General features: G+C 43.1%; 19 protein-coding genes, 1 pseudogene and 1 riboswitch. Of the genes and pseudogenes, 15 read left to right on the top strand and 5 right to left on the bottom strand.

Annotated features, from left to right (window positions below):
- The first annotated feature begins 126 nt into the window (after positions 1-126).
- From NSS60_RS12235 to NSS60_RS12225, 3 genes are all read left to right on the top strand, one after another.
- Positions 127-558: a CBS domain-containing protein gene (locus NSS60_RS12235; protein ID WP_004892214.1), complete on the top strand. Its 432-nt coding sequence runs from the start codon at positions 127-129 to the stop codon at positions 556-558.
- 147 nt (positions 559-705) lie between these two features.
- Positions 706-2,445 carry a phospho-sugar mutase gene (locus tag NSS60_RS12230; RefSeq protein ID WP_004892212.1) on the top strand — a complete coding sequence of 580 codons (1,740 nt, stop codon included), beginning with the start codon at positions 706-708 and terminating at the stop codon, positions 2,443-2,445.
- Between the two features lie 73 nt (positions 2,446-2,518).
- Complete coding sequence (locus NSS60_RS12225; protein ID WP_004892209.1) at positions 2,519-3,226, top strand: SDR family oxidoreductase; 708 nt, start codon at positions 2,519-2,521, stop codon at positions 3,224-3,226.
- A 28-nt stretch (positions 3,227-3,254) separates the two neighbouring features.
- Here the strand turns inward: NSS60_RS12225 and NSS60_RS12220 are convergent, their stop codons facing one another.
- Positions 3,255-3,506: a YhdB family protein gene (locus tag NSS60_RS12220; protein WP_004892205.1), complete on the bottom strand. Its 252-nt coding sequence runs from the start codon at positions 3,504-3,506 to the stop codon at positions 3,255-3,257.
- 100 nt (positions 3,507-3,606) lie between these two features.
- Here NSS60_RS12220 and NSS60_RS12215 point away from each other — a divergent pair, with 100 nt between their 5' ends.
- The gene (locus NSS60_RS12215) at positions 3,607-4,065 is read left to right on the top strand and encodes a methylated-DNA--[protein]-cysteine S-methyltransferase (protein WP_340720881.1); all 459 of its coding nucleotides are present in this window, start codon (positions 3,607-3,609) and stop codon (positions 4,063-4,065) included.
- Positions 4,066-4,069: 4 nt separating this feature from the next.
- On the opposite strand, the gene hflC is transcribed toward NSS60_RS12215, so the two are convergent.
- The 3 genes from hflC to NSS60_RS12200 form a co-directional block, all read right to left on the bottom strand.
- Positions 4,070-5,002 (bottom strand): protease modulator HflC, encoded by a 933-nt coding sequence (gene hflC / locus NSS60_RS12210; protein ID WP_004892198.1) that lies wholly within the window; start codon positions 5,000-5,002, stop codon positions 4,070-4,072.
- Positions 4,999-5,964, bottom strand: coding sequence for an FtsH protease activity modulator HflK (gene hflK, locus NSS60_RS12205; protein WP_004892196.1), 966 nt, complete (start codon positions 5,962-5,964; stop codon positions 4,999-5,001). Before hflK ends, hflC begins: the two co-directional genes overlap by 4 nt.
- 92 nt (positions 5,965-6,056) lie before the next feature.
- On the bottom strand, positions 6,057-7,475 hold the full coding sequence (locus tag NSS60_RS12200; RefSeq protein ID WP_004892194.1) for a SpoVR family protein: 1,419 nt from the start codon (positions 7,473-7,475) through the stop codon (positions 6,057-6,059).
- 432 nt (positions 7,476-7,907) lie between these two features.
- On the opposite strand from NSS60_RS12200, the gene NSS60_RS12195 reads away from it, so the two are divergent.
- From NSS60_RS12195 to NSS60_RS12180, 4 genes and pseudogenes are all read left to right on the top strand, one after another.
- On the top strand, positions 7,908-9,137 hold the full coding sequence (locus NSS60_RS12195; RefSeq protein WP_064214420.1) for an IS110 family transposase: 1,230 nt from the start codon (positions 7,908-7,910) through the stop codon (positions 9,135-9,137).
- Positions 9,138-9,407: 270 nt separating this feature from the next.
- Positions 9,408-9,851 (top strand): MarR family winged helix-turn-helix transcriptional regulator, encoded by a 444-nt coding sequence (locus NSS60_RS12190; RefSeq protein WP_004892190.1) that lies wholly within the window; start codon positions 9,408-9,410, stop codon positions 9,849-9,851.
- Between the two features lie 5 nt (positions 9,852-9,856).
- Positions 9,857-11,463, top strand: a pseudogene (locus NSS60_RS12185) (MDR family MFS transporter).
- Between the two features lie 197 nt (positions 11,464-11,660).
- Positions 11,661-13,325, top strand: coding sequence for a glycoside hydrolase family 13 protein (locus tag NSS60_RS12180; RefSeq protein ID WP_004892189.1), 1,665 nt, complete (start codon positions 11,661-11,663; stop codon positions 13,323-13,325).
- 42 nt (positions 13,326-13,367) lie between these two features.
- On the opposite strand, the gene NSS60_RS12175 is transcribed toward NSS60_RS12180, so the two are convergent.
- Complete coding sequence (locus NSS60_RS12175) at positions 13,368-14,552, bottom strand: class I SAM-dependent rRNA methyltransferase (protein ID WP_340720880.1); 1,185 nt, start codon at positions 14,550-14,552, stop codon at positions 13,368-13,370.
- Positions 14,553-14,684: 132 nt separating this feature from the next.
- A riboswitch (TPP riboswitch) is annotated at positions 14,685-14,792 on the top strand.
- A gap of 87 nt (positions 14,793-14,879) precedes the next feature.
- Here NSS60_RS12175 and tenA point away from each other — a divergent pair.
- From tenA to thiS, 7 genes are read left to right on the top strand one after another with little or no spacing between them, the layout of a single operon-like run.
- On the top strand, positions 14,880-15,575 hold the full coding sequence (tenA, locus tag NSS60_RS12170) for a thiaminase II (RefSeq protein ID WP_004892183.1): 696 nt from the start codon (positions 14,880-14,882) through the stop codon (positions 15,573-15,575).
- On the top strand, positions 15,550-16,140 hold the full coding sequence (locus tag NSS60_RS12165) for an ECF transporter S component (RefSeq protein WP_012575849.1): 591 nt from the start codon (positions 15,550-15,552) through the stop codon (positions 16,138-16,140). Before tenA ends, NSS60_RS12165 begins: the two co-directional genes overlap by 26 nt.
- Before the next feature lie 3 nt (positions 16,141-16,143).
- Positions 16,144-17,595 carry an ABC transporter ATP-binding protein gene (locus NSS60_RS12160; protein WP_004892178.1) on the top strand — a complete coding sequence of 484 codons (1,452 nt, stop codon included), beginning with the start codon at positions 16,144-16,146 and terminating at the stop codon, positions 17,593-17,595.
- The gene (locus NSS60_RS12155; RefSeq protein WP_004892175.1) at positions 17,592-18,386 is read left to right on the top strand and encodes an energy-coupling factor transporter transmembrane component T family protein; all 795 of its coding nucleotides are present in this window, start codon (positions 17,592-17,594) and stop codon (positions 18,384-18,386) included. Before NSS60_RS12160 ends, NSS60_RS12155 begins: the two co-directional genes overlap by 4 nt.
- A gap of 1 nt (position 18,387) precedes the next feature.
- On the top strand, positions 18,388-19,002 hold the full coding sequence (gene tenI / locus NSS60_RS12150) for a thiazole tautomerase TenI (protein ID WP_004892172.1): 615 nt from the start codon (positions 18,388-18,390) through the stop codon (positions 19,000-19,002).
- Positions 18,990-20,111 carry a glycine oxidase ThiO gene (gene thiO / locus NSS60_RS12145; protein WP_004892170.1) on the top strand — a complete coding sequence of 374 codons (1,122 nt, stop codon included), beginning with the start codon at positions 18,990-18,992 and terminating at the stop codon, positions 20,109-20,111. The genes tenI and thiO overlap by 13 nt, the downstream gene beginning before the upstream one ends.
- Entirely contained in the window at positions 20,095-20,298 is a 204-nt protein-coding gene (thiS, locus tag NSS60_RS12140) for a sulfur carrier protein ThiS (protein WP_004892168.1), read from the top strand. The genes thiO and thiS overlap by 17 nt, the downstream gene beginning before the upstream one ends.

The following is a 20,298-nucleotide window of genomic DNA, read 5'->3' as shown; positions in this document are numbered from 1 at the left end:
GTCCCACCTTTTTATATTTCGCTCTTCGTTCATTATAGTACATAGAAAGAAATGATGTAAATTCCGACGATATTTTACTTACATAATGAACGGTTGAACGTACACAATAAAAAGCGAAAGGGGAGGATGATATTGAGTCATACTGTTGAATCGATTATGACGCGCCAAGTGGCAACGGTTACACCAGAACAATCTGTTCAAGAGGCCGCGCAATTAATGAAGGAACATAATGTTGGTGCCATTCCTGTCGTTGAAAATGGAAAGGTCAAAGGGATGGTTACTGACCGCGATATTACCCTTCGCACAACAGCGAAAGGGCTAACTCCTTCGACAGCTGTTTCGCAAGTGATGTCAAGCGATGTTATTACAGGCACACCAAATATGAGCGTTAACGAAGCAGCGAAAGTGATGGCGAAAAATCAAATTCGTCGTTTACCGATCGTACAAAATAACGAGCTTTGCGGCATTGTTGCGCTTGGAGATATTGCCACAAATCATACGTATGATGAAGCGGCAGGACAAGCGCTATCCGAGATTTCTGAACCTTCATACCATTAAGCGACAAGGGGCTTCTTTTAAAGAAGCTCCTTTTTAACTACGAAAAAGGAATTTGTATAAAAAAGCGAGAATTTTAACTACGAAAAAGGAATTTGTATAAAGAAGCGAGAATAAGTTACAATAGACAACGGGTATGGAGGGATAAACATGACGTGGAAAATCATATATGAGCGTTGGAAAGAAGCACAGTTAGATGAAGAATTGCGCTCACACTTGCAACAACTAGAAAAAGACGAAAAGCTGTTAGAAGATTGCTTTTACAAAACGTTAGAATTTGGCACAGGAGGCATGCGGGGAGAAATTGGACCAGGAACGAACCGCATGAACATTTATACCGTACGAAAAGCATCGGCAGGATTAGCACGATACATCGCATCGTTTGGGGAGGAGGCGAAGAAACGGGGAGTTGTGATCGCATACGACTCGCGTCACAAGTCGCAACAGTTTGCGATGGAAGCAGCCAAAACGCTTGCCACCCATGGTATTCAGACGTACGTATTCGATGAGCTTCGCCCGACACCGGAGCTTTCATTTGCCGTCCGTCATTTACGTGCTTTTTCGGGTATTGTCATTACCGCAAGCCACAACCCACCAGAGTACAACGGGTATAAAGTATACGGAGAAGACGGGGCGCAATTGCCGCCACACATTGCGGATGTTGTCATTGAATATGTCAATGCGATTGAAAACGAATGGGAACTCGTGGTTGAACGAGAAGAGGTATTAAAAGAAAAAGGACTTATTCAAATGATTGGCACAGAGATTGACGATGCATACATACAAAAATTAAAAACGATTTCGCTACATCCAGAACTCTCTCACGAAGTTGATGTCAAAGTCGTATTTACACCGCTTCATGGCACAGCAAATAAACTCGTTCAACGTGGATTAAAGGAATTCGGCTATGAACACGTGTTTGTTGTAAAGGAACAAGAACAACCGGACCCGAATTTTTCAACGGTAAAATCACCGAACCCAGAAGAACATGCTGCGTTTGAATTAGCGATTCAGCTTGGAAAACAAGTCGATGCAGACGTGTTAATTGCAACAGACCCGGATGCGGATCGTTTAGGCATTGCAGTTAAAAACGATGAAGGGGAATACGTTGTTTTAACGGGCAACCAAACAGGTGGATTGTTACTTCATTACATTCTTTCACAAAAGAAAGAAAAAGGGATATTGCCAAAAAACGGGATTGTATTTAAAACGATCGTCACATCTGAATTTGGGCGTGCGATTGCCAAGTCGTTTGGAATCGAAACGATGGATACATTGACAGGGTTTAAGTTTATTGGTGAAAAAATTAAACAGTACGAACAAACAGGCGAGTATGTTTTTCAATTTGGTTACGAAGAAAGCTACGGCTATTTAATTGGTGATTTTGCCCGTGATAAAGACGCGATTCAAGCGGCTGTGTTAGTTGTTGAAGTGTGCGCGTTTTATAAAAAGCAGGGCTTATCTTTATACGAGGCACTTATGCGATTATTTGAACAATATGGATATTATCAAGAAGGACTTCGCACATTAACGCTCAAAGGAAAAGAGGGAGCGGAGCGCATTGAATCGTTATTAGCTACGTTTCGCTCGGAGCCACCGACTATTGTTGCCAATCAGCGTGTAGTCATTCGCGAAGACTATAAGACGAGCGAACGAGTGCATATGGAAACAGGAGAAAGAGAGAACATCGATTTGCCGAAGTCGAACGTATTAAAATACGTATTGGAGGACGGCTCGTGGTTTTGCGTGCGTCCGTCTGGAACGGAGCCAAAGATGAAGTTTTATTTTGGGGTGAAAGGGCAAACATTGACGGAGGCGAAAACGAAGCTAGAACAGTTAGAAACGGCAGTCATGGAGCGTGTATATGCATTAACAGCTGATAAGGTGTAATACCTTATCGGTTGTTTTTTTGTATAGGGTGAGGGTAACATAAAAGCGACAACATAGAAAGGGTGTGTTCAACATGTTACAAGGGCAGGTTGCGATTGTGACGGGGGCGTCACGCGGCATCGGTTTGGCAATCGCACATGCGTTGGCTAAGCAAGGAATGAAACTTGTATTAATTGGGAGTTCATCCGATATTCACCGTGTTGGCGAACAATTGAAAGGGTCGAAAACATTTCAAGCGGACGTATGTAATGAACAACAAATGAACGAGGTCGTCGCGGAAACTGTTGCCACATTTGGTCGCATTGATTTGCTTGTAAACAATGCAGGCATTGGTGTATTTAAGCCTGTGGAAGAAACGACAGTCGAAGAATGGAAGCGGTTGTTTGAAGTAAATGTACAAGGTGTATTTATCGGGACGAAAGCCGTTCTCCCACAAATGAAAAAGCAACGTTCTGGTACGATTATTACCGTTTCATCGGACGTTGGACGATACACCATCGCAAACGGTTCGGCATATACAGCGACGAAATATGCGGTTCAAGGATTTTCAGGAAGTGTGGCTCAAGAAGTGCGCCCATACGGCATTCGTGTCGGTACGATCAATCCAGGGATGGTTGATACATACTTCGCTAACTCGACGCAAGGATTGCCTGAAAAAGCAGAATGGTTAAAGGCAGAAGACGTCGCCGAAGCTGTTGTCTATATGGCAAGCGCACCGAAACATATGTTGGTCGATGAAATCGTATTACATCCGCTTATTCAAACGTATCCGGTCGTATAAAAAGCGAAAGGAGATCGTTCCTTTCGCTCTAATAATCATATTGCATCGTAAGTGTTGGCTCTTGTTCGTACACATCCAACGCGTGGTCGATGTAACGCAACAATGCATTTAATCGCTTTTGGACGACGGTATAATCTTTTTCGAAGTTGTATGCATGAAGAAACTGTTCAATTTTTTTTGAAAGTAAATCGTCTTTTGTGCGTACCATAAGAATGAGTAAATGATCCCATTCCGATCGGTACGTATAGTAAAGCGCTTTGTCGTAATCGGCTGTATGCACCGCAAACCCTCCTTGTCGTGAGGAGCTATATGTAGTTTATGAAAAAACGGTCATTTTTCTCGCTGTAAATGTTGTGCGATTTGGCAGAGGAGAGTTGGACATGGAGAAACACGTTGTGTATTATGAATCACCGATCGGTTGGTTACAAATCGTTAGAACGAATGAAGGAATCGAGCGGATTGATGTCGTTGAACGAGGTGAAGATCAGAACGAAAAAGTGGCGGAGCCTCTCATGCAATCGCTAGAAGAACTTGAACAATACTTCCAAAAGAAACGGACGTCGTTTTCGATGCCCTTAAAGCTCGTGGGCACTCCGTTTCAACTGCGTGTATGGGAAGCATTACAAACGATTCCTTATGGACAAACGGTTTCATATGCCGATATTGCCAAACAAATTGGGCAACCGAAAGCGGTACGGGCGGTTGGCAACGCTGTCGGCAACAATCCCATAACGATCGTTGTTCCTTGTCATCGCGTCGTTCGTACGGGTGGGGGACTTGGTGGATATGCGTGGGGAATCGAAAGAAAAAAATGGTTACTTACACATGAAACGCGCTGAAAGCTCAGCGCGTTTGTCCTAATAGCCATTTCGCATACGGTGAGTTGGCTGGTAAAATGACAACCGTATCTTCGCCGATCGTTGTCTTATACGATTCGAGCGTACGGTAAAATGAGTAAAATTCAGGATCTTTTGCGAATGTTTCGTTATAAATGCGTGCTGCTTCTTGTTCACCTGCTGCGCGAATGCGCTCCGCATCTGCTTGCGCTTTAGCGAGCATTTCTTTCACTTCGCGGTCTGTTTGCGCGATAATACGTTGTTTTTGGGCATCCCCCATTGATAAATATTCTTGTGCTTTCGATTCACGCTCGGAAATCATACGTTTATAAACGGACTGTTCGTTTTCTTTCGGTAAGTCAATACGTTTTAAGCGCACATCTACAACGCGAATGCCGTAGCTGTCTTTTTGTAGTAGGTCGTTTACTTTCGCTGTTACTTCGTCATTTAAACTACCGCGTGATGATTTTTCGTCGTTAATAATTTCATCGTAATTTAACTGTCCAAGCTCGGTGCGGACAATCGAGAAAATAAATTCGTCCATTTTCGATTCTGCATTTTCTAACGTGCGCGCGTTTTGAATCATCTCTTTTGGGTTTGTAATTTCCCAAATGGCGTAATGGTTGACGAGAATGCGTTTTTTATCTTTTGTATTAATTTCTGCTTCGGCGACGTCATAAAAAATTTGGGCTTTTGGCAACGATGTTACGCTTTGAATAAAAGGAATTTTAAAGCGTAATCCTGGCGTTTGATCAATGCGAACAATTTCACCAAATTGACGTACAACTTTATATTCATTTTCATGAACAATGTAGACGTTTGTTAAAGCGATAACGAGTAAAACAAGTCCGATGACTCCCCCGATAAAAAAACGAAACCATTTCGTTGGCAGTTTATCTTTCAAGCTAATGACGTTTTGATCATCTTGGAAGTTTGTCATTCGTTACCACTCCCTTGCTCTTTCTTTTTCTCTGTCGTTTGTTTTTCTAGTGGTTGGATTGGTAAATATTTTAACGTATTGCCATCGTCGTTCATAATGTAAATGCGTGTGTACGGTAGGACTTGTTCAAGCGTTTCAATCATTAACCTCTGTTTTGTAATGTCTTTTGCGTTTTTATATTCTTCGTATAAGGCATTAAATTTAGCGACATCTCCATACGCTTTTTCGATGCGTGCCACTTTGTCAGCCTCCGCTTGGGAGATGAGGGCGTCTTTTTCCCCTTCGGCTTCTTTCGTTCGTTTGTTGCGATATTTATTCGCTTCGTTAATTTTTGTGTTCATTGTTTCGCGCGCATCTGTGACATTTGTAAATGCTTTGCGCACTTCGTCGTTCGGTAAGTCAACGTCCTGTAATTTCACAGCTAAAATGGAAATGCCGATATCATATTTTTTCATTAATGCGGTGAGCAATTCGCGCACATCCGCTTCAATTTTTGCTTTACCTGATGTTAACGCATCATCAATTTTTGAACTGCCGATGACGCTACGCAAAGAAGCAGACGTCGCATTATATAAAATTTGTTCCGGTTCGTATGAGCGATAAAGAAATTTTGCAGGATCAGTAATTTTCCATTGAACAACCATATCGGCAAGAACAATATTTTCATCACCTGTAATCATTTTCGTATCGCCTTGGTTTGTAGCGACAACTTTTCCGTTTTCTTCTTTGTAGCCAAACTGTAAACTAAACGTTTCTCGCGACAACGTTTCGACCGTTTGAATCGGCCAAGGAAGTTTAAAATGTAGTCCGGGTGTTGTCACTTCTTCATCAATTTTACCAAATGTTAAAATAATGGCTTGTTCTGACTCATCGACGGTGTACCATGATGTTAGTGCGGCAACAAGAAGAAAAATACCAGCAATCGACCCGATGACGATGCCTGTAATAGAGCGCTTACCCATATAAATCCACCTTTCTTGTTATTTATATGTATGTACGGAAAAAACAGAAAAAAGTTTCAATAAAAAAGCAAGCTACTGATGTGCTCAGTAGCTCATATATATTTTCTTTGTACGTTTCTTCCGTCGTATGTGAATAGCGTCGGTTTGTTTTCAATGATCGTTTCCATATGAACCGCTCGGCCCCAAAGTTGATAAATATACGGAAGCACTTTTTCTAAATATTTGACGTCTAGTTCAATGCCTTCGTACGAATGTTTTAAATACAACTCCCCATTGCGCATGTAATCGCCGTCATTGACTGTAATGTATGGAAAGCCACCGTTGACGCGCATGTTCACAAGTTGATCGCGCACATGTTCCCAATGTTTATCAACAATTTTATAGTCTTTTCCTTGTTTTTGGAATAAATACATATCTTCACGCATAACGAGTTCTTTCGTTAAATAGTTGCGTAAAAACGAAATGTCCGATTCTAGCTCGCGCACTTCAAATATTTTTGCACGCCCTGAACCTGGTTTGACTCCGAGCTTTTTCATTTCTTCCGTCGGATTGTCCCACCGTTTTTCAATATCTTCAAAAATTTTTAATCCTAAGTAATATGGATTAATGCTGGTGCGAGAAGGTTGGACAACACCTGCGTTTAATTTGGCAAATTCGATCGCTTCATCACTCGTTAAATCCATTTCGCGTAAAATGCGTTGATGCCAATACGTTGCCCAGCCCTCATTCATAATTTTCGTTTCAAGTTGAGGCCAAAAATAAAGCATCTCTTCACGCATCATCGTTAAAATGTCGCGTTGCCATTCATCAAGCTCGCGGCTATATTCCTCAATAAAAAGCAACAAATCTTTTTCAGGTTGAGGAGGAAATTTTCTTCTTTTTTTTCGATTCGATGGTGTTTTCCTTTTTTCATCAAGCGACCATAAATCGTCATATGGGGACGGTTTCTGTGCTTCATCATCTTCTTCGTATACCTCTGTATCTGCTAACGTCCACGCTAGCTTTGGACGAAGAAGTGAAGGATCAATATGCTCTTGAATAGCTAAAACAGCATCTAAAAATTTTTCAACTTCTTGCTTCCCATATTCATGTTCGTAATGTTTAATTCGTTCCGCTGTCGCCGCCATGCTTTCAACCATATCCCGTTTCGTATTGCTGAAGCGAACGTTATTTTTAAAAAAGTCGCTATGGGCAAGGACATGCGCGACAATTAATTTATTTTGAATAAGGGTGTTTGTGTTTAATAAAAAGGCATAGCACGGATCGGAGTTAATGACAAGCTCGTAAATTTTACTTAATCCGAGATCATAATGAAGTTTCATTTTATGAAATTGTTTCCCAAAACTCCAATGCGAAAAGCGTGTCGGCATGCCGTACGCTCCGAACGTGTAAATAATATCAGCTGGGCAAATTTCATAGCGTATTTCATAAAAATCAAGCCCAAATCCTTCGGCAATTTCTGTAATTTCCGCAATCGCTTTTTCTAATGCTTTTTGCTCATCACGTTTCATCACATTCCCTCCTCGTATAGTATGTTTAGAAAGATTTTTAAATCGAATTTCCAGTTGGATATGCTCCTTGACAATCGCATATGTGTAAGTGATTTGCCCACGGGGGAGGGGCGCGCCCCTCCCCCGTGGATGGCACTACATCGGGGTTGGACTTTTCGCGATGTTCTTGGATAATGGTCTTAGGATCATCGGGGACACTCTTCTCTCTCCTGTAGCTTTGACTACTTAGAAAGTCTGTCTCCCCGGCTCCTGTTCGGACTTCTAACCCGCAGGCTGTTCCCGTTGGTTTCCCATGCTGGAAGGAGCAGCTTCCAGGCAGCCCATGGCCCAACGTGAGTTCTCATATGCGAGGGTGACTGGTCAACAGGCGCGGTCCGGGGGCATCCCGAAGAGTCCCAACCCCACGATCCTACTACGATTGGAGGTGATCTCATGAAACTCTACGTCGGGATTGACGTGAGCTCAACGGACTTATACACGTGTATCATGGATCAAGAAGGAAACACGTGCGCCCAATTCAAGGTGGACAATCATCTCCTTGGCGCGACCTTCCTTCGCGATCAAATCCTCCTGTGGGCCAACAAGCTCCAACCATCCGAAATTCTCATCGGGATGGAAGCCACTTCGGTCTACAGCTGGCATCCAGCGATGTTTTTCCACCAACAGGAGGAGCTGAAGTCTTGGAATGTCAAGGTGTTTACCATCAATCCAAAGCTCATTCGCAAATTTAAAGAAGCGTACACTGACTTGGATAAAACGGACGGCATCGATGCGTGGATCATCGCCGATCGGCTTCGCTTTGGCCGTTTGAAAGTGACAGCTGTCATGCAAGAACAGTTTATCGCCCTTCAACGGCTCACGCGCATGCGCTATCATCTCGTCCATCAGCTGACTCGGGAAAAGCAGTACTTCCTCCAACACTTGTTTTACAAGTGCAGTTCCTTTACCCAAGAGGTGGACAGCTCCGTGTTCGGACATGCCATCTTAGAGCTTCTTCTCGAGTCGTTTAGCTTAGACGAAATCAGTCAGATGGACGTGCAACAGCTCGCTGACTTCTTGCGCCAAAAAGGACGCAATCGCTTTGCCGATCCGGAATGCATCGCCAAGTCCATTCAAAAGGCGGCTCGTTCGTCGTATCGGCTTTCCAAATGTGTCGAGGATTCCATCGACTTGCTTTTAGGGCTATCGATTCAATCCATCCGTAGCCTTCAAGCGCAAATTAAAGAGCTAGATAAAGCGATTACTCGCCATTTGGAAGGCATCCCAAATACGTTACAAACGATTCCCGGCATTGGTCCGGTCTACGCCGCTGGCATCTTAGCCGAAATTGGACAAATCGAGCGCTTTGACAACCAAGCCGCCTTAGCAAAGTATGCAGGTTTGACTTGGTCTAAGCACCAGTCCGGTCGGTTCCAAGCCGAGGAGACTTCCCTCATTCGTTCCGGCAATCGCTATCTCCGTTACTACCTAGTGGAGGCTGCCAACTCGGTACAACGGCATGATGCGTCGTTTCGCACCTATTACCGGAAGAAGTATGAGGAAGTACCAAAGCACCAACACAAACGAGCCCTCGTCCTCACCGCTCGAAAACTCGTGCGTGTGATCGATGCGCTGCTACGCAACGGTCAAATCTACACGCCAAGAAAGGGGGAAGATCGATAGGGGTATCGATCTAACTGATTTTGCATTAAAACCCAGTTAATGACATAAGACAAGACTGGGCTTCTTAAGTATTGCCTTTTTTCGGGTCATCGGACAATCGAATTTCCAATTTCGATGATTTTTCACCTTGACATATTACCGCAGGACTTATGACAATGTATGAGCGAGTGCATCATTTGATACGTCAGGAATAATTGATTGGCTTTATATTTTCTTTCGTTTATATTTAACTATGTTAAATATTTATATCGTTAAAAAGGTGGGGTGTGTATGGAGCGGACGCCGTTTACTGTACTCGTTGAGCGATTAGAGCATGCGTTTTCGTTAGCCCTTCGCAAATTGGCCGCGGATTTAGCAAAGGAGGAAATCGGCTTAACGAAACCGCAGTTTTTTATTTTAAATTTGCTTTCAAAGCGCGGGAAATGTACAGTAAGTGAATTAGCGGACGAAATGTTTGTTAAACCGAGCGCCATTACTACGATGATCGATCGCTTATATAAAAGTGGGTTTGTATTGCGTGATCGAGATGAAGAGGATCGGCGTGTCGTGTATGTGCAATTGTCTGAAAAGGGGAAAGAAATGCTTCAGCATGCACGAGCGGAGCGAAGAAAAATTATTGAGCGTTATTTAAGCCGATTACAATTTGATGAGCTTGAACAGTTTGTCTATATTATCGAAAAAATTGCTGCGATAAACGAAAAAGAGGAGAAGTGAGACGTATGAAAGAACAAGCAGCGATACAAACAAGTGTTGCGAATATACAACAAAAACGAGGTATTTTAATTACGGGGCTTCTTGTTGCCATGTTGTTTGGTGCACTCGATGGAACGATCGTTGGCACAGCGTTGCCGCGCATTGTCGGAGAACTTGGGGGACTGAGCATGATGGCATGGCTAACAACGGCATACATGCTCACATCAACAACGATTGTTCCCATTGCGGGAAAACTTGCCGATTTGTTTGGTCGAAAGTCGATTTATATTTCGGGACTAGCGATTTTTATCATTGGTTCTGCGCTATGCGGCATGGCGGATACGATGACCCAACTCATTATTTTCCGTGCTATTCAAGGAATTGGCGCGGGATTATGATGCCAATGGCGATGATTGTCATTGGTGATTTGTTTACAGGAGCAGAGCGTGCGAAATGGCAAGGCGTGTTCGGCGGCGTATTTGGATTAGCATCTATTCTTGGGCCACAAGTGGGTGGATGGATTGTCGATTCGTTAAATTGGCGTTGGGTATTTTACATTAATCTTCCTGTTGGTATATTAGCCATTGTTCTCATTTCGCTCGGTTTGCATAATCATCGCGTCGCTGAGCGAGTAAAGCTTGATTTGGCAGGCATGTTTACGATGGTTGTAGCCGTTGTTTCGTTGTTGCTTGCCTTAACGTTCGGTGGCGATAAATACGATTGGCTATCGTGGCAAATTATTTCTTTACTAGCTGGCTCGGTCGTTTTCTTTAGTTTATTTGTATTTGTAGAGCGAAAAGCAGAAGAGCCGATTATGCCGATTCATTTATTAAAAAATAAAACGTTTGTTGTGCTTAATAGCGTCGGGTTTTTTATGTCTGTCGGCATGTTTGGAGCGATTATGTTTGTACCGCTCTTTATGCAAGGCATCATTGGCATGAGCCCATCAGAATCAGGAACGATGATGTTTCCGATGATGTTTGCGCTTATTATCGCAAGTATGATCGGTGGACGACTTGTACAAAAAATCGGTGTTCGCCCGCAAGTGATTGTTGGGATGGTGCTTGTGGCGCTTGGCTTTTTCTTATTGTCAACGATGGATGTCAATACGAATAAATGGACAGCGATGTCATTTATGGCGACGCTCGGTTTTGGGTTAGGATTCGTCAACCCAGTTATCACGCTCGCGTTGCAAGAAGTATTTCCGAAGTCGCAGCTTGGCATTGTAACATCATCAAGCCAGTTTTTCCGACAAATTGGTGGAACGTTTGGAGCGACGTTGTTAGGAGCGATTATGAATCATCGTTCGAAAGATTTATTAGAAGCGAAGTTTCTTCCGTTGTTAGAACAATTGCCAGCGCAAGCGCAAGCGATGACAGATTCATTTAAGCAACTTGTTGAATCGAACCCGCAAAGCGTATATTCCGTCATTTTAAATCCGGATACGTTAAAAAAAATTCCTGAACAAATGCAACAAATGTTTGTGCCTATATTAAAACAAACGCTTGTTGATGCGTTGAGCGATGTATTTTTATATGGATTGATCTTCGTTGGCATCGGCTTTATTTTTGCGATGTTTATCGGTCGCATTACAATTTCAAATCGGACGAATAAAGTGAATGAAATGGAATAAAATTATAAGTATATAACAGGCAACGATGATCAATCGTTGCTTATTTTTGTTCGTATGTAAACCGTTTGCACACATAAAATGAAATTTTTTATGAAAAAGTGCAACTTCCTCTTTTAACGAGAGCGTTTGTGTATTAACATGAAAGAGTAGAGATTATTGAAAGCGATTTAGTTTGAATGGATTGAGGAGGTTTTTACGTGAAAAGAGCTTGGTGGAAAGAAGCGGTTGCATATCAAATATATCCGAGAAGCTTCATGGACTCGAACGGAGACGGGATCGGAGACTTACAAGGAATCATTCAGAAGCTTGATTATTTAAAAGACCTTGGAATCGATGTCATATGGATTTGCCCGATTTATAAATCGCCGAATGCCGACAACGGCTACGATATTAGCGATTATCAAGATATTATGGAGCAGTTTGGCACGATGGAAGATTTCAATCAACTGCTTGAAGAAATTCATAAGCGCGACATGAAAGTCATTTTAGATCTCGTTATTAACCATACGAGCGATGAACATCCTTGGTTTATTGAATCGCGTTCGTCACGCGACAATCCAAAACGCGATTGGTACATTTGGCGCGATGGAAAAAACGGCAAAGAACCGAACAATTGGGAAAGCATTTTTGGTGGCTCGGCATGGGAATATGACGAGGCGACGGATCAATATTATTTGCATGTGTTTGCAACGAAGCAACCGGATTTAAATTGGGAAAATGAAGATGTTCGTCGTGCGTTATATGATATGATTAATTGGTGGCTCGATAAAGGCATTGATGGGTTTCGTGTTGATGCGATTTCACACATTAAGAAAAAAGAAGGTCTCCCTGATTTACCAAATCCCAAAGGGCTTGACTATGTCCCTTCATTTGACGGACATATGAATCAAGAAGGGATTATGGACTATCTTCGTGAGTTGAAAATGCAAACGTTTGCGCGTTATGACATCATGACAGTTGGAGAAGCGAACGGAGTAACGGTCGAGGAGGCAAAAGATTGGGTCGGTGAAGAAAACGGCATTTTTAATATGATTTTTCAGTTTGAGCATCTTGGACTTTGGCAAAAAGGAACAGATGGCGGTGTTGATGTTCGGAAATTAAAACGTGTATTAACGAAATGGCAAAAAGGATTAGAAGGTGTTGGCTGGAACGCACTATTCCTTGAAAACCATGACCAGCCTCGTTCCGTGTCGACGTGGGGAAATGACGAAAAATATCTTGTTGAAAGTGCCAAAGCATTAGGAGCATTATATTTCCTTATGCAAGGAACGCCGTTTATTTATCAAGGGCAAGAAATTGGCATGACGAACGTCCGATTTGAAACGATTGATGAATATGACGATGTCGCCATCAAAAATTATTATCGTATTGAACGTGCTAAAGGGCGTTCACATGAAGAAGTGATGCAATGGATTTGGAAAAACGGCCGCGACAATTCACGCACGCCGATGCAATGGTCGGATGAAGAAAACGCCGGATTTACGACAGGAACACCGTGGATTGGTGTGAATGAAAATTATAAACAAATTAATGTCAAAAAACAGTTGCACGACCCGAACTCTGTGTTAAACTTTTACAAACGCATGATTCAACTAAGAAAACAGCATGACGTATTTGTTTACGGAACATACGATTTAATATTAGAAAACCATAAAGCAATTTATGCGTATACGCGCACGTTAGGTGATGAAAAAGCGATCGTCATCGTGAACTTAACAGACCGAAAAACAATGTATCGTTACGATTCATTGAAATTAAATAGCGAGCAACTTGTGTTAACAAACTACGATGTAAAACCGCATAAACATGCGACACGCTTTACATTGCGTCCGTATGAAGCGCGTGTATATTTGGTGAAATAATGAAAATCCCCTTTTCCGACATGGAAAAGGGGATTTTCACGTTTATTTGCGTGAATGCACTTCGTAAATGGCAAATTTCAAATAATCGCCTTCATCGGCGGCAAGTAGTTTTGGATGGTCATATCCTGCACCGCTCCAATGAATTTGACGTAAAATTTTCTTCGCATCAAACGCTGCTTCCGTAACCATCGCTTGGAACATATCAGGGTGCACATGGTACGAGCAGCTTGCGGTCACGAAAAAGCCGCCGTCTTTCACTAGCTTTAAGCCGTTTAAATTAATATCTTTATAGCCAGCAAGCGCCTTTGGCACCGCATGAGCGGATTTTGCAAACGCTGGTGGGGCAATAATGACGACATCCCATTTTTTCCCCTGTTGTACGCATTCGCGTAAGTAGTCAAACGCGTTCGCAACGACGAAATCCACATTTGTAAATCCGTTTAACTCTGCGTTTCGCTTTGCTGTTTCAATCGCATGTTCAGAAATATCGACAGCGGTCACATGTTTTGCTCCGTATAAGCAGGCGTTTAACATAAATGAACCTGTATGCGTAAAACAATCGAGCACGGTTGATTCGCTTGTAATCAGCGGCTTGATGGCAGCACGATTTTGACGTTGATCGAAGAAAAATCCTGTTTTTTGTCCGTTTTCGATATCGACAATGTATTTCACGCCGTTTTCTTCAATTTGTACGTTCGTATCGCACGTGCCGTACCAAAATCCTTTTTCTTGTTTTAATCCTTCTAATTCGCGCACGTGAACGTCGTTGCGCAAATAAATCGCTTTCGGTTGAAAAACGTCAAGAAGCGCTTGTAAAATCCATTCTTTTCTTTTTTCCATGCCGAGCGATAAAATTTGCACAACGAGCACATCTTCGTACTTATCAACGATGAGCCCAGGTAAAAAATCGGCTTCTCCATAAACGGCGCGACATGAACGAACGCCCGGAATCATCCGTTCGCGATACGCCCATGCTTGACGAATACGGTTCATAAAAAATTGCGCGTTTAATTCGTCGTTTGGATTTTGCGTTAACACGCGCACGATCATTTGTGATTTTGGATTAATGTATCCTTTCGCTAAAAAGTGACGTTGATGGTTATATACGTTGACGAAATCCCCCGGTTCAAAATCTCCTTCAATATAATCGACTTCGCTTTGAAACACCCACGGATGTCCAAGCTCGAGCCGCTTTTTTCTTTTTCGTTTTAAAAATACATTTGCCATACATCCCACTCCTGACTATATATTCGCTACTTTAGCATACAGGAAGAACACGATGCGCGCAAATGGTGGAGAAAAATATTTGACAATTCCATGAAATATGCTAATATTAGTGACAAAGTGAATGATGCAAATGTATTCCACTAGGGGGGCCTTTAGATAGGCTGAGATCAAAGTGTGCCTTTGAGACCCTTAGAACCTGATCTGGATCATACCAGCGTAGGGAAGTGGAAACGGTGCGAAGTGTGTCTTTTATTAATTTCCATCGTTTACAACCACTTTCTTTGCGCAAAGAAAGTGGTTTTTTATTTTTCTTAAGGGGGAGAGGTTATGTTGTTTTCAGAGCAGTTGCGCAAGGCTGTCGATCCGATTTGGGAAGCGAGCTTTCATCATCCGTTCGTGAAGGAGATCGGGGAAGGAACACTTGATTTACGTTGTTTTCGCTATTATGTATTACAAGATTCATATTATTTGACACACTTTGCAAAAGTGCAAGCGCTTGGCGGGGCGATGGCTGATGATTTACAAACGACCGCAAGCATGGCGCATCATGCGCAAAGTACGTATGAGGCTGAGCTTCGTTTACATGAAACGTTTATGAAAGAGCTCGGCATTACAGAAGAAGAAAAGGCTTCGTTTGTTCCTGCTCCAACTGCGTATGCGTACACGTCCCACATGTATCGCGCGTCGTTTGCAGGACGTTTTGGCGATGTATTAGCTGCCATTTTACCGTGCTATTGGTTGTATTACGAAATTGGTGAGCGGTTAAAACATTGTAAGCCGAATCATCCAATTTATGCACAATGGATTGAAGCGTACGGCTCTGACTGGTTCAAACAGCTTGTCGAACAACAAATTGCGCGTTTAAACGACATCGCAAAAACAGCTAGCGAAAAAGAGTTAGTGCGGATGAAGCAACACTTTGTGATCAGCAGTCAATATGAATATTTATTTTGGGAAATGGCGTACAAATTAGAACGTTGGCCAATTGAAGAGGAGGATGTTTATGCAAACGAAAGGGCTTAAATTAACAGACGTATTAACGACCGTTGTGGTGGCGATTGTGTTTGGGATTGTGTATAAAGTGTGGGGACCGCTTTACTATGCGGTGAAACCGCTTGGACTTCATCTTGATCAACTCATTTATGGCATGTGGTTTATTGCGGCAACTGTTGCCTATTTATTAATTCGTAAACCAGGAGTGGCGCTACTTGCGGAGGTGGCTGCGGCATCAGGAGAGTTTTTAGCTGGTTCTGAATGGGGGCTTGAGGTGCTATTTTACGGCTTTGTGCAAGGGTTACTCGCCGAGCTTGTTTTCGCTGCTTTCCGCTATAAACGTTTTGATGTGGCGGTTGTGTCGCTTGCAGCGGTTGGTTCAACGATCGCTTCATTAGTGCTTGATTTTTACAAAGGATATATCGACCAATTAGCATGGTGGAATTTAACGTTATTTATCGGTGCGCGTTTCATTGGAGCGATCATCATTGCTGGTGTATTTGCTTATTCGCTTGTGAAAGCGCTCGAAGCGACAGGTGTGACGCAATTGTTGCGTCCGACGACAAAAGAAGATTACGACTCACTTGATAAATAGGATGTGACATCATTGATCCATATCGAACAATTGCGCTTAAAATTTCCGGGGGCAGAAAAGCGGTTATTTACCGATGTATCGCTTTCGATTAAAAAAGGAGAAAAAGTGTTGCTTTTAGGCCCATCGGGATGCGGAAAATCCACGCTTTTGCAAGTGATGGCGGGCATTATTCCGCGCTCGATCGATGTGCCGATGAAAGCGAGTAAACTGCACATTCCAAATCGTGTAGGCTATGTGTTTCAAGATCCCGATGCCCAGTTTTGTATGCCGTATGTTGATGAAGAAATGGCTTTTGTTCTCGAAAATCTCGGTGTGCCACGTGCAGAGATGGAAGAAAAAATCGCGCGCATGCTTCGTCTTGTGCGCCTCCGTCTCCCGCACGTTCATGTACCGATTCAAACATTATCTGGAGGAATGAAACAGCGGTTAGCGATTGCGTCAGTTTTAGCGCTTGAACCTGATGTGTTATGTTTAGACGAACCGACAGCACTTCTTGATGAAGAAGGAACAAAAGCGGTGTGGGAAACGTTAAAAGAAGTGGTGGAGGATCGAACCGTTGTCATTGTTGAACATAAAATTGATCACATTCTCGACTTTGTCGAGCGCATCATTTTATTTAACGAACATGGTGAGATCATCGCTGACGGCGGAACGAATGAAATTTTTTCAACGTATCGTTCGTTTATTACAGAACAAGGGATTTGGCATCCAGACGTGTGGGAAACGTATAAAAAGCCAAAAACAGCGCAACAACCGTATGCACATGGGGATGTTCTTTTACATGTACAGTCGCTTCGCGGCTTTCGACAAAAAGAAGAAAAAATAGCGGTCGAAGAGTTAGTGATTCATTCGGGTGAATGGATTGCGGTTACAGGGGAAAACGGTGCAGGGAAAAGTACGTTGTTGCAAAGCTTAATGAAACTTATTCGAACAGAAGGTGATATGTATTGGCAAGGAGAGCTTGTCAAACATGAAGAATTGTTATATGACAACATTGCTTTTGTGTTCCAAAACCCCGAGTTTCAATTTGTTACAAATCGTGTAGATGATGAGTTAGCGTACTCTTTCCGTCTTGAAAAACGTCCAGAACATGAAGTAGCCGAGGAAGTCGAAAGATTGCTTAAACGGTTTCATTTGAGCGCGCAGCGTCATTTGCACCCGTATCAATTGTCGATGGGGCAAAAACGGAGGTTGAGTGTTGCTGCGTCGGTGACGGAGCAACATCGCCTATTGCTTCTTGATGAACCGACGTTCGGGCAAGATGCAAAAAATACGTTTGCGCTGCTCGAATGGCTTGAAGCATACCGGCAACAAGGAAAGGCAATTGTCATGGTAACACACGATGAACGTATCGTGTCTGAATTCGCGACAAGACGATGGATCATTGAAAGCGGAAAGCTTGTCGCTGATGAAATGATTGCACCGCGGATGCTTGTACGAGGTGAAATAGGATGAGATGGAGCATTGACCATCGCGAAACATGGTTGCATCAAACGAATCCGACAGCGAAATTGCTTTTCTTTTTGCCGATGTTTGTTGTGATTGTTTTTGTCCATAATCCGAACGTACTCATCAACTGGACAATCGGATTTACCGCCTTATTTATGTTGTTTAGCGGTTATCGGATGAAGCATATGCTTCTATTTTTTGCTCCGTTTTTGTTCATTTTCATTTCTACGTCGTCGTCGATGATTTTGTTTGGAAAAGGGGAGACGACGTGGTTTCATTGGGGGCTGATTCATATTACCGAAGAAAGTTTTTACCGCGGCGTTCACCTCGGCTTTCGTACGCTTTTGTTTGCGATTTTCGGATTAATGTTTGCGCTCACGACAAAGCCGGTGCTTTTATTTTACTCGCTTATGCAACAAGCGAAAGTGAAACCGAAATATGCGTATAGTTTTTTAGCAGCTATTCGTTTATTGCCGATCATGTTAGAAGAATTTCAAACGGTTCATCAAGCGCTAAAGGTGCGACGGGCTGCCAAAGCGAAAGGATTTCGCGGTAAACTTGAACTCATGAAACGATATGCCATTCCGCTTTTATCGCAAAGCATTCGCCGCGCTCAACGCATTGCGGTGGCGATGGAAGCGAAAGGGTTTACGAATGAGCGGACACGGACGTTTTATTATGAAGTGACGCTCGGAAGATATGATGTGTATTTATTTGTTGCCATGTGTGTCATTGTTGCTGTTGGCTACTACATGGCAGATGTGTTCCCATACGTTGCGATCAAGGATGTGCGGTAAGATGAAAGAACTTCATCTCATCTCAACAGGCAATCAGTCGATGGACACGTTTGTTCATATTTCATCGCTCGTCCATTCATATGTCGATTACATTCATATTCGTGAAAAGCATCGCTCAGCGAAAGAAATTAGCATGATTGTGGAAAAGTTGCTTGAAGCAAATGTGCCAACACAAAAAATTATCGTCAATGATCGAGTGGACGTCGCAGTCGTTTATGGCGTTGGCGGCGTTCAGCTCGCTCATCATAGTTTGGCGCCTAAACGAATAAAAGAGAAGTTTCCATTTTTGCGTGTCGGCCGATCTGTTCATACGTTGGAAGAAGCAAAACAAGCGGAAGACGAAGGAGCGGACTACGTCGTTTTCGGACATATATACGAAACGAATTGTAAAGAAGGCTTGAAGCCGCGCGGGCTTTCATCGTTGCAGCAGTTGGCGAGTTACATATGCATTCCTGTTGTTGCCATTGGAGGCATTAAACCTTATCATGTTCGTGATGTGTTCATGGCGGGGGCAAAAGGGATTGCGGTGATGTCTACTGTATTTGACGCGGATGATCCGCTGTATATGGTTCAACTATATCGGAAACAAATGGGGGCGAATACATGGACGTTTTAATTATTGGGGGAGGCATTATTGGCAGTAGCATCGCTTTTGAGCTAGCAAAAAGAGGAGCGCGTGTTGTCGTCATTGAACGAGGGGAATTGGCACAAGAAGCATCATCGGCGGCAGCTGGTATGCTCGGTGCGCACTCTGAGTTTGCGACAGATCATCCCATCATTCCGCTTGCTTTAGCGAGTCAGGCGTTATTTCCGAGCGTCATCGCTGAGTTGCAAGAGTTAACAAATATAACCGTTGGATGGAATGAAGCGGGAATGTTAAAAATGGCAACCACATCGGAAGAGTATAGCGAATTAACGAAACATTATGAATTTTGGAGGCGAATTCAACCGCAACACGTTCGCTGGCTAACCTCCGATGAAGTGACGCAACTCGAACCGCACGTACGAAGTGAATATGGGGCGATGTATACGATCGATCAACAAGTGGACGCAAAACAGCTTTCGCTTGCTTTCGCTCGGGCAGCGATGGCAAAAGGGACAAAGTTTTTACCGTATACGGAAGCGTACGATTTTATTGTTGAACAAGAACGTGTTGTAGGGGTAAAAACAACGAGTGGTTCGCTATATGCAAAGCGTATCATTATTGCGTGCGGGGCATGGACGCCAATGTTAGCTGAAAAGTTGCGGTTATCGCTACATATGTATCCGGTCAAAGGAGAATGTGTTTCGGTGATGACAGAAACCCCTCTTTTACAAGCTACTGTATTTGCGAAAAACGGCTGCTACATCGTGCCGAAAGCGAATAATCGACTTGTCATCGGAGCTAGTGCGATTGCACATTCATTTACGAAAAACGTGCAAACATGTAGTGTGCATCAATTGTTAACACGCGCAATGCAAATCGTTCCGGCTATTGCCCATTGCACATTCGAGAAAACTTGGGCAGGCATTCGTCCACAGACAAAAGACGGAAACCCTTATATCGGGGCTCATCCGCAGTATTCAAACGTGTTTGTTGTGACAGGGCATTATCGAAACGGCATTTTGTTAAGCGCCATCACAGGCCGATGCGTGGGCGATATGCTAGAAGGAAAAGAAGTTCCATTTGATATGACGCCGTTTTCGCTTACAAGAAAAGGGGGGGCTCATGCATTGCATCATTAATGGCGAGACAATCCATTTGCCGTCTCATGTGCGTACGGTCGCCCAATTGTTACGCCATTTTCACATTCATGAAAAGATTGCGATTGTTGAAATCAACATGGATATCGTTCCGAAAGAGGCCTATGAGAAAACAACAATTGCAGATGGTGATCGCATTGAAATCGTTCATTTTGTAGGGGGAGGATAA

It is taken from the genome of Anoxybacillus sp. FSL W8-0382 (assembly GCF_038003845.1).
In the GTDB taxonomy this organism is placed as follows: domain Bacteria; phylum Bacillota; class Bacilli; order Bacillales; family Anoxybacillaceae; genus Anoxybacillus; species Anoxybacillus flavithermus_G.
The sequence above is the reverse complement of the archived record's forward strand: the minus strand, read 5'-3'. Positions and strand labels throughout refer to the sequence as shown.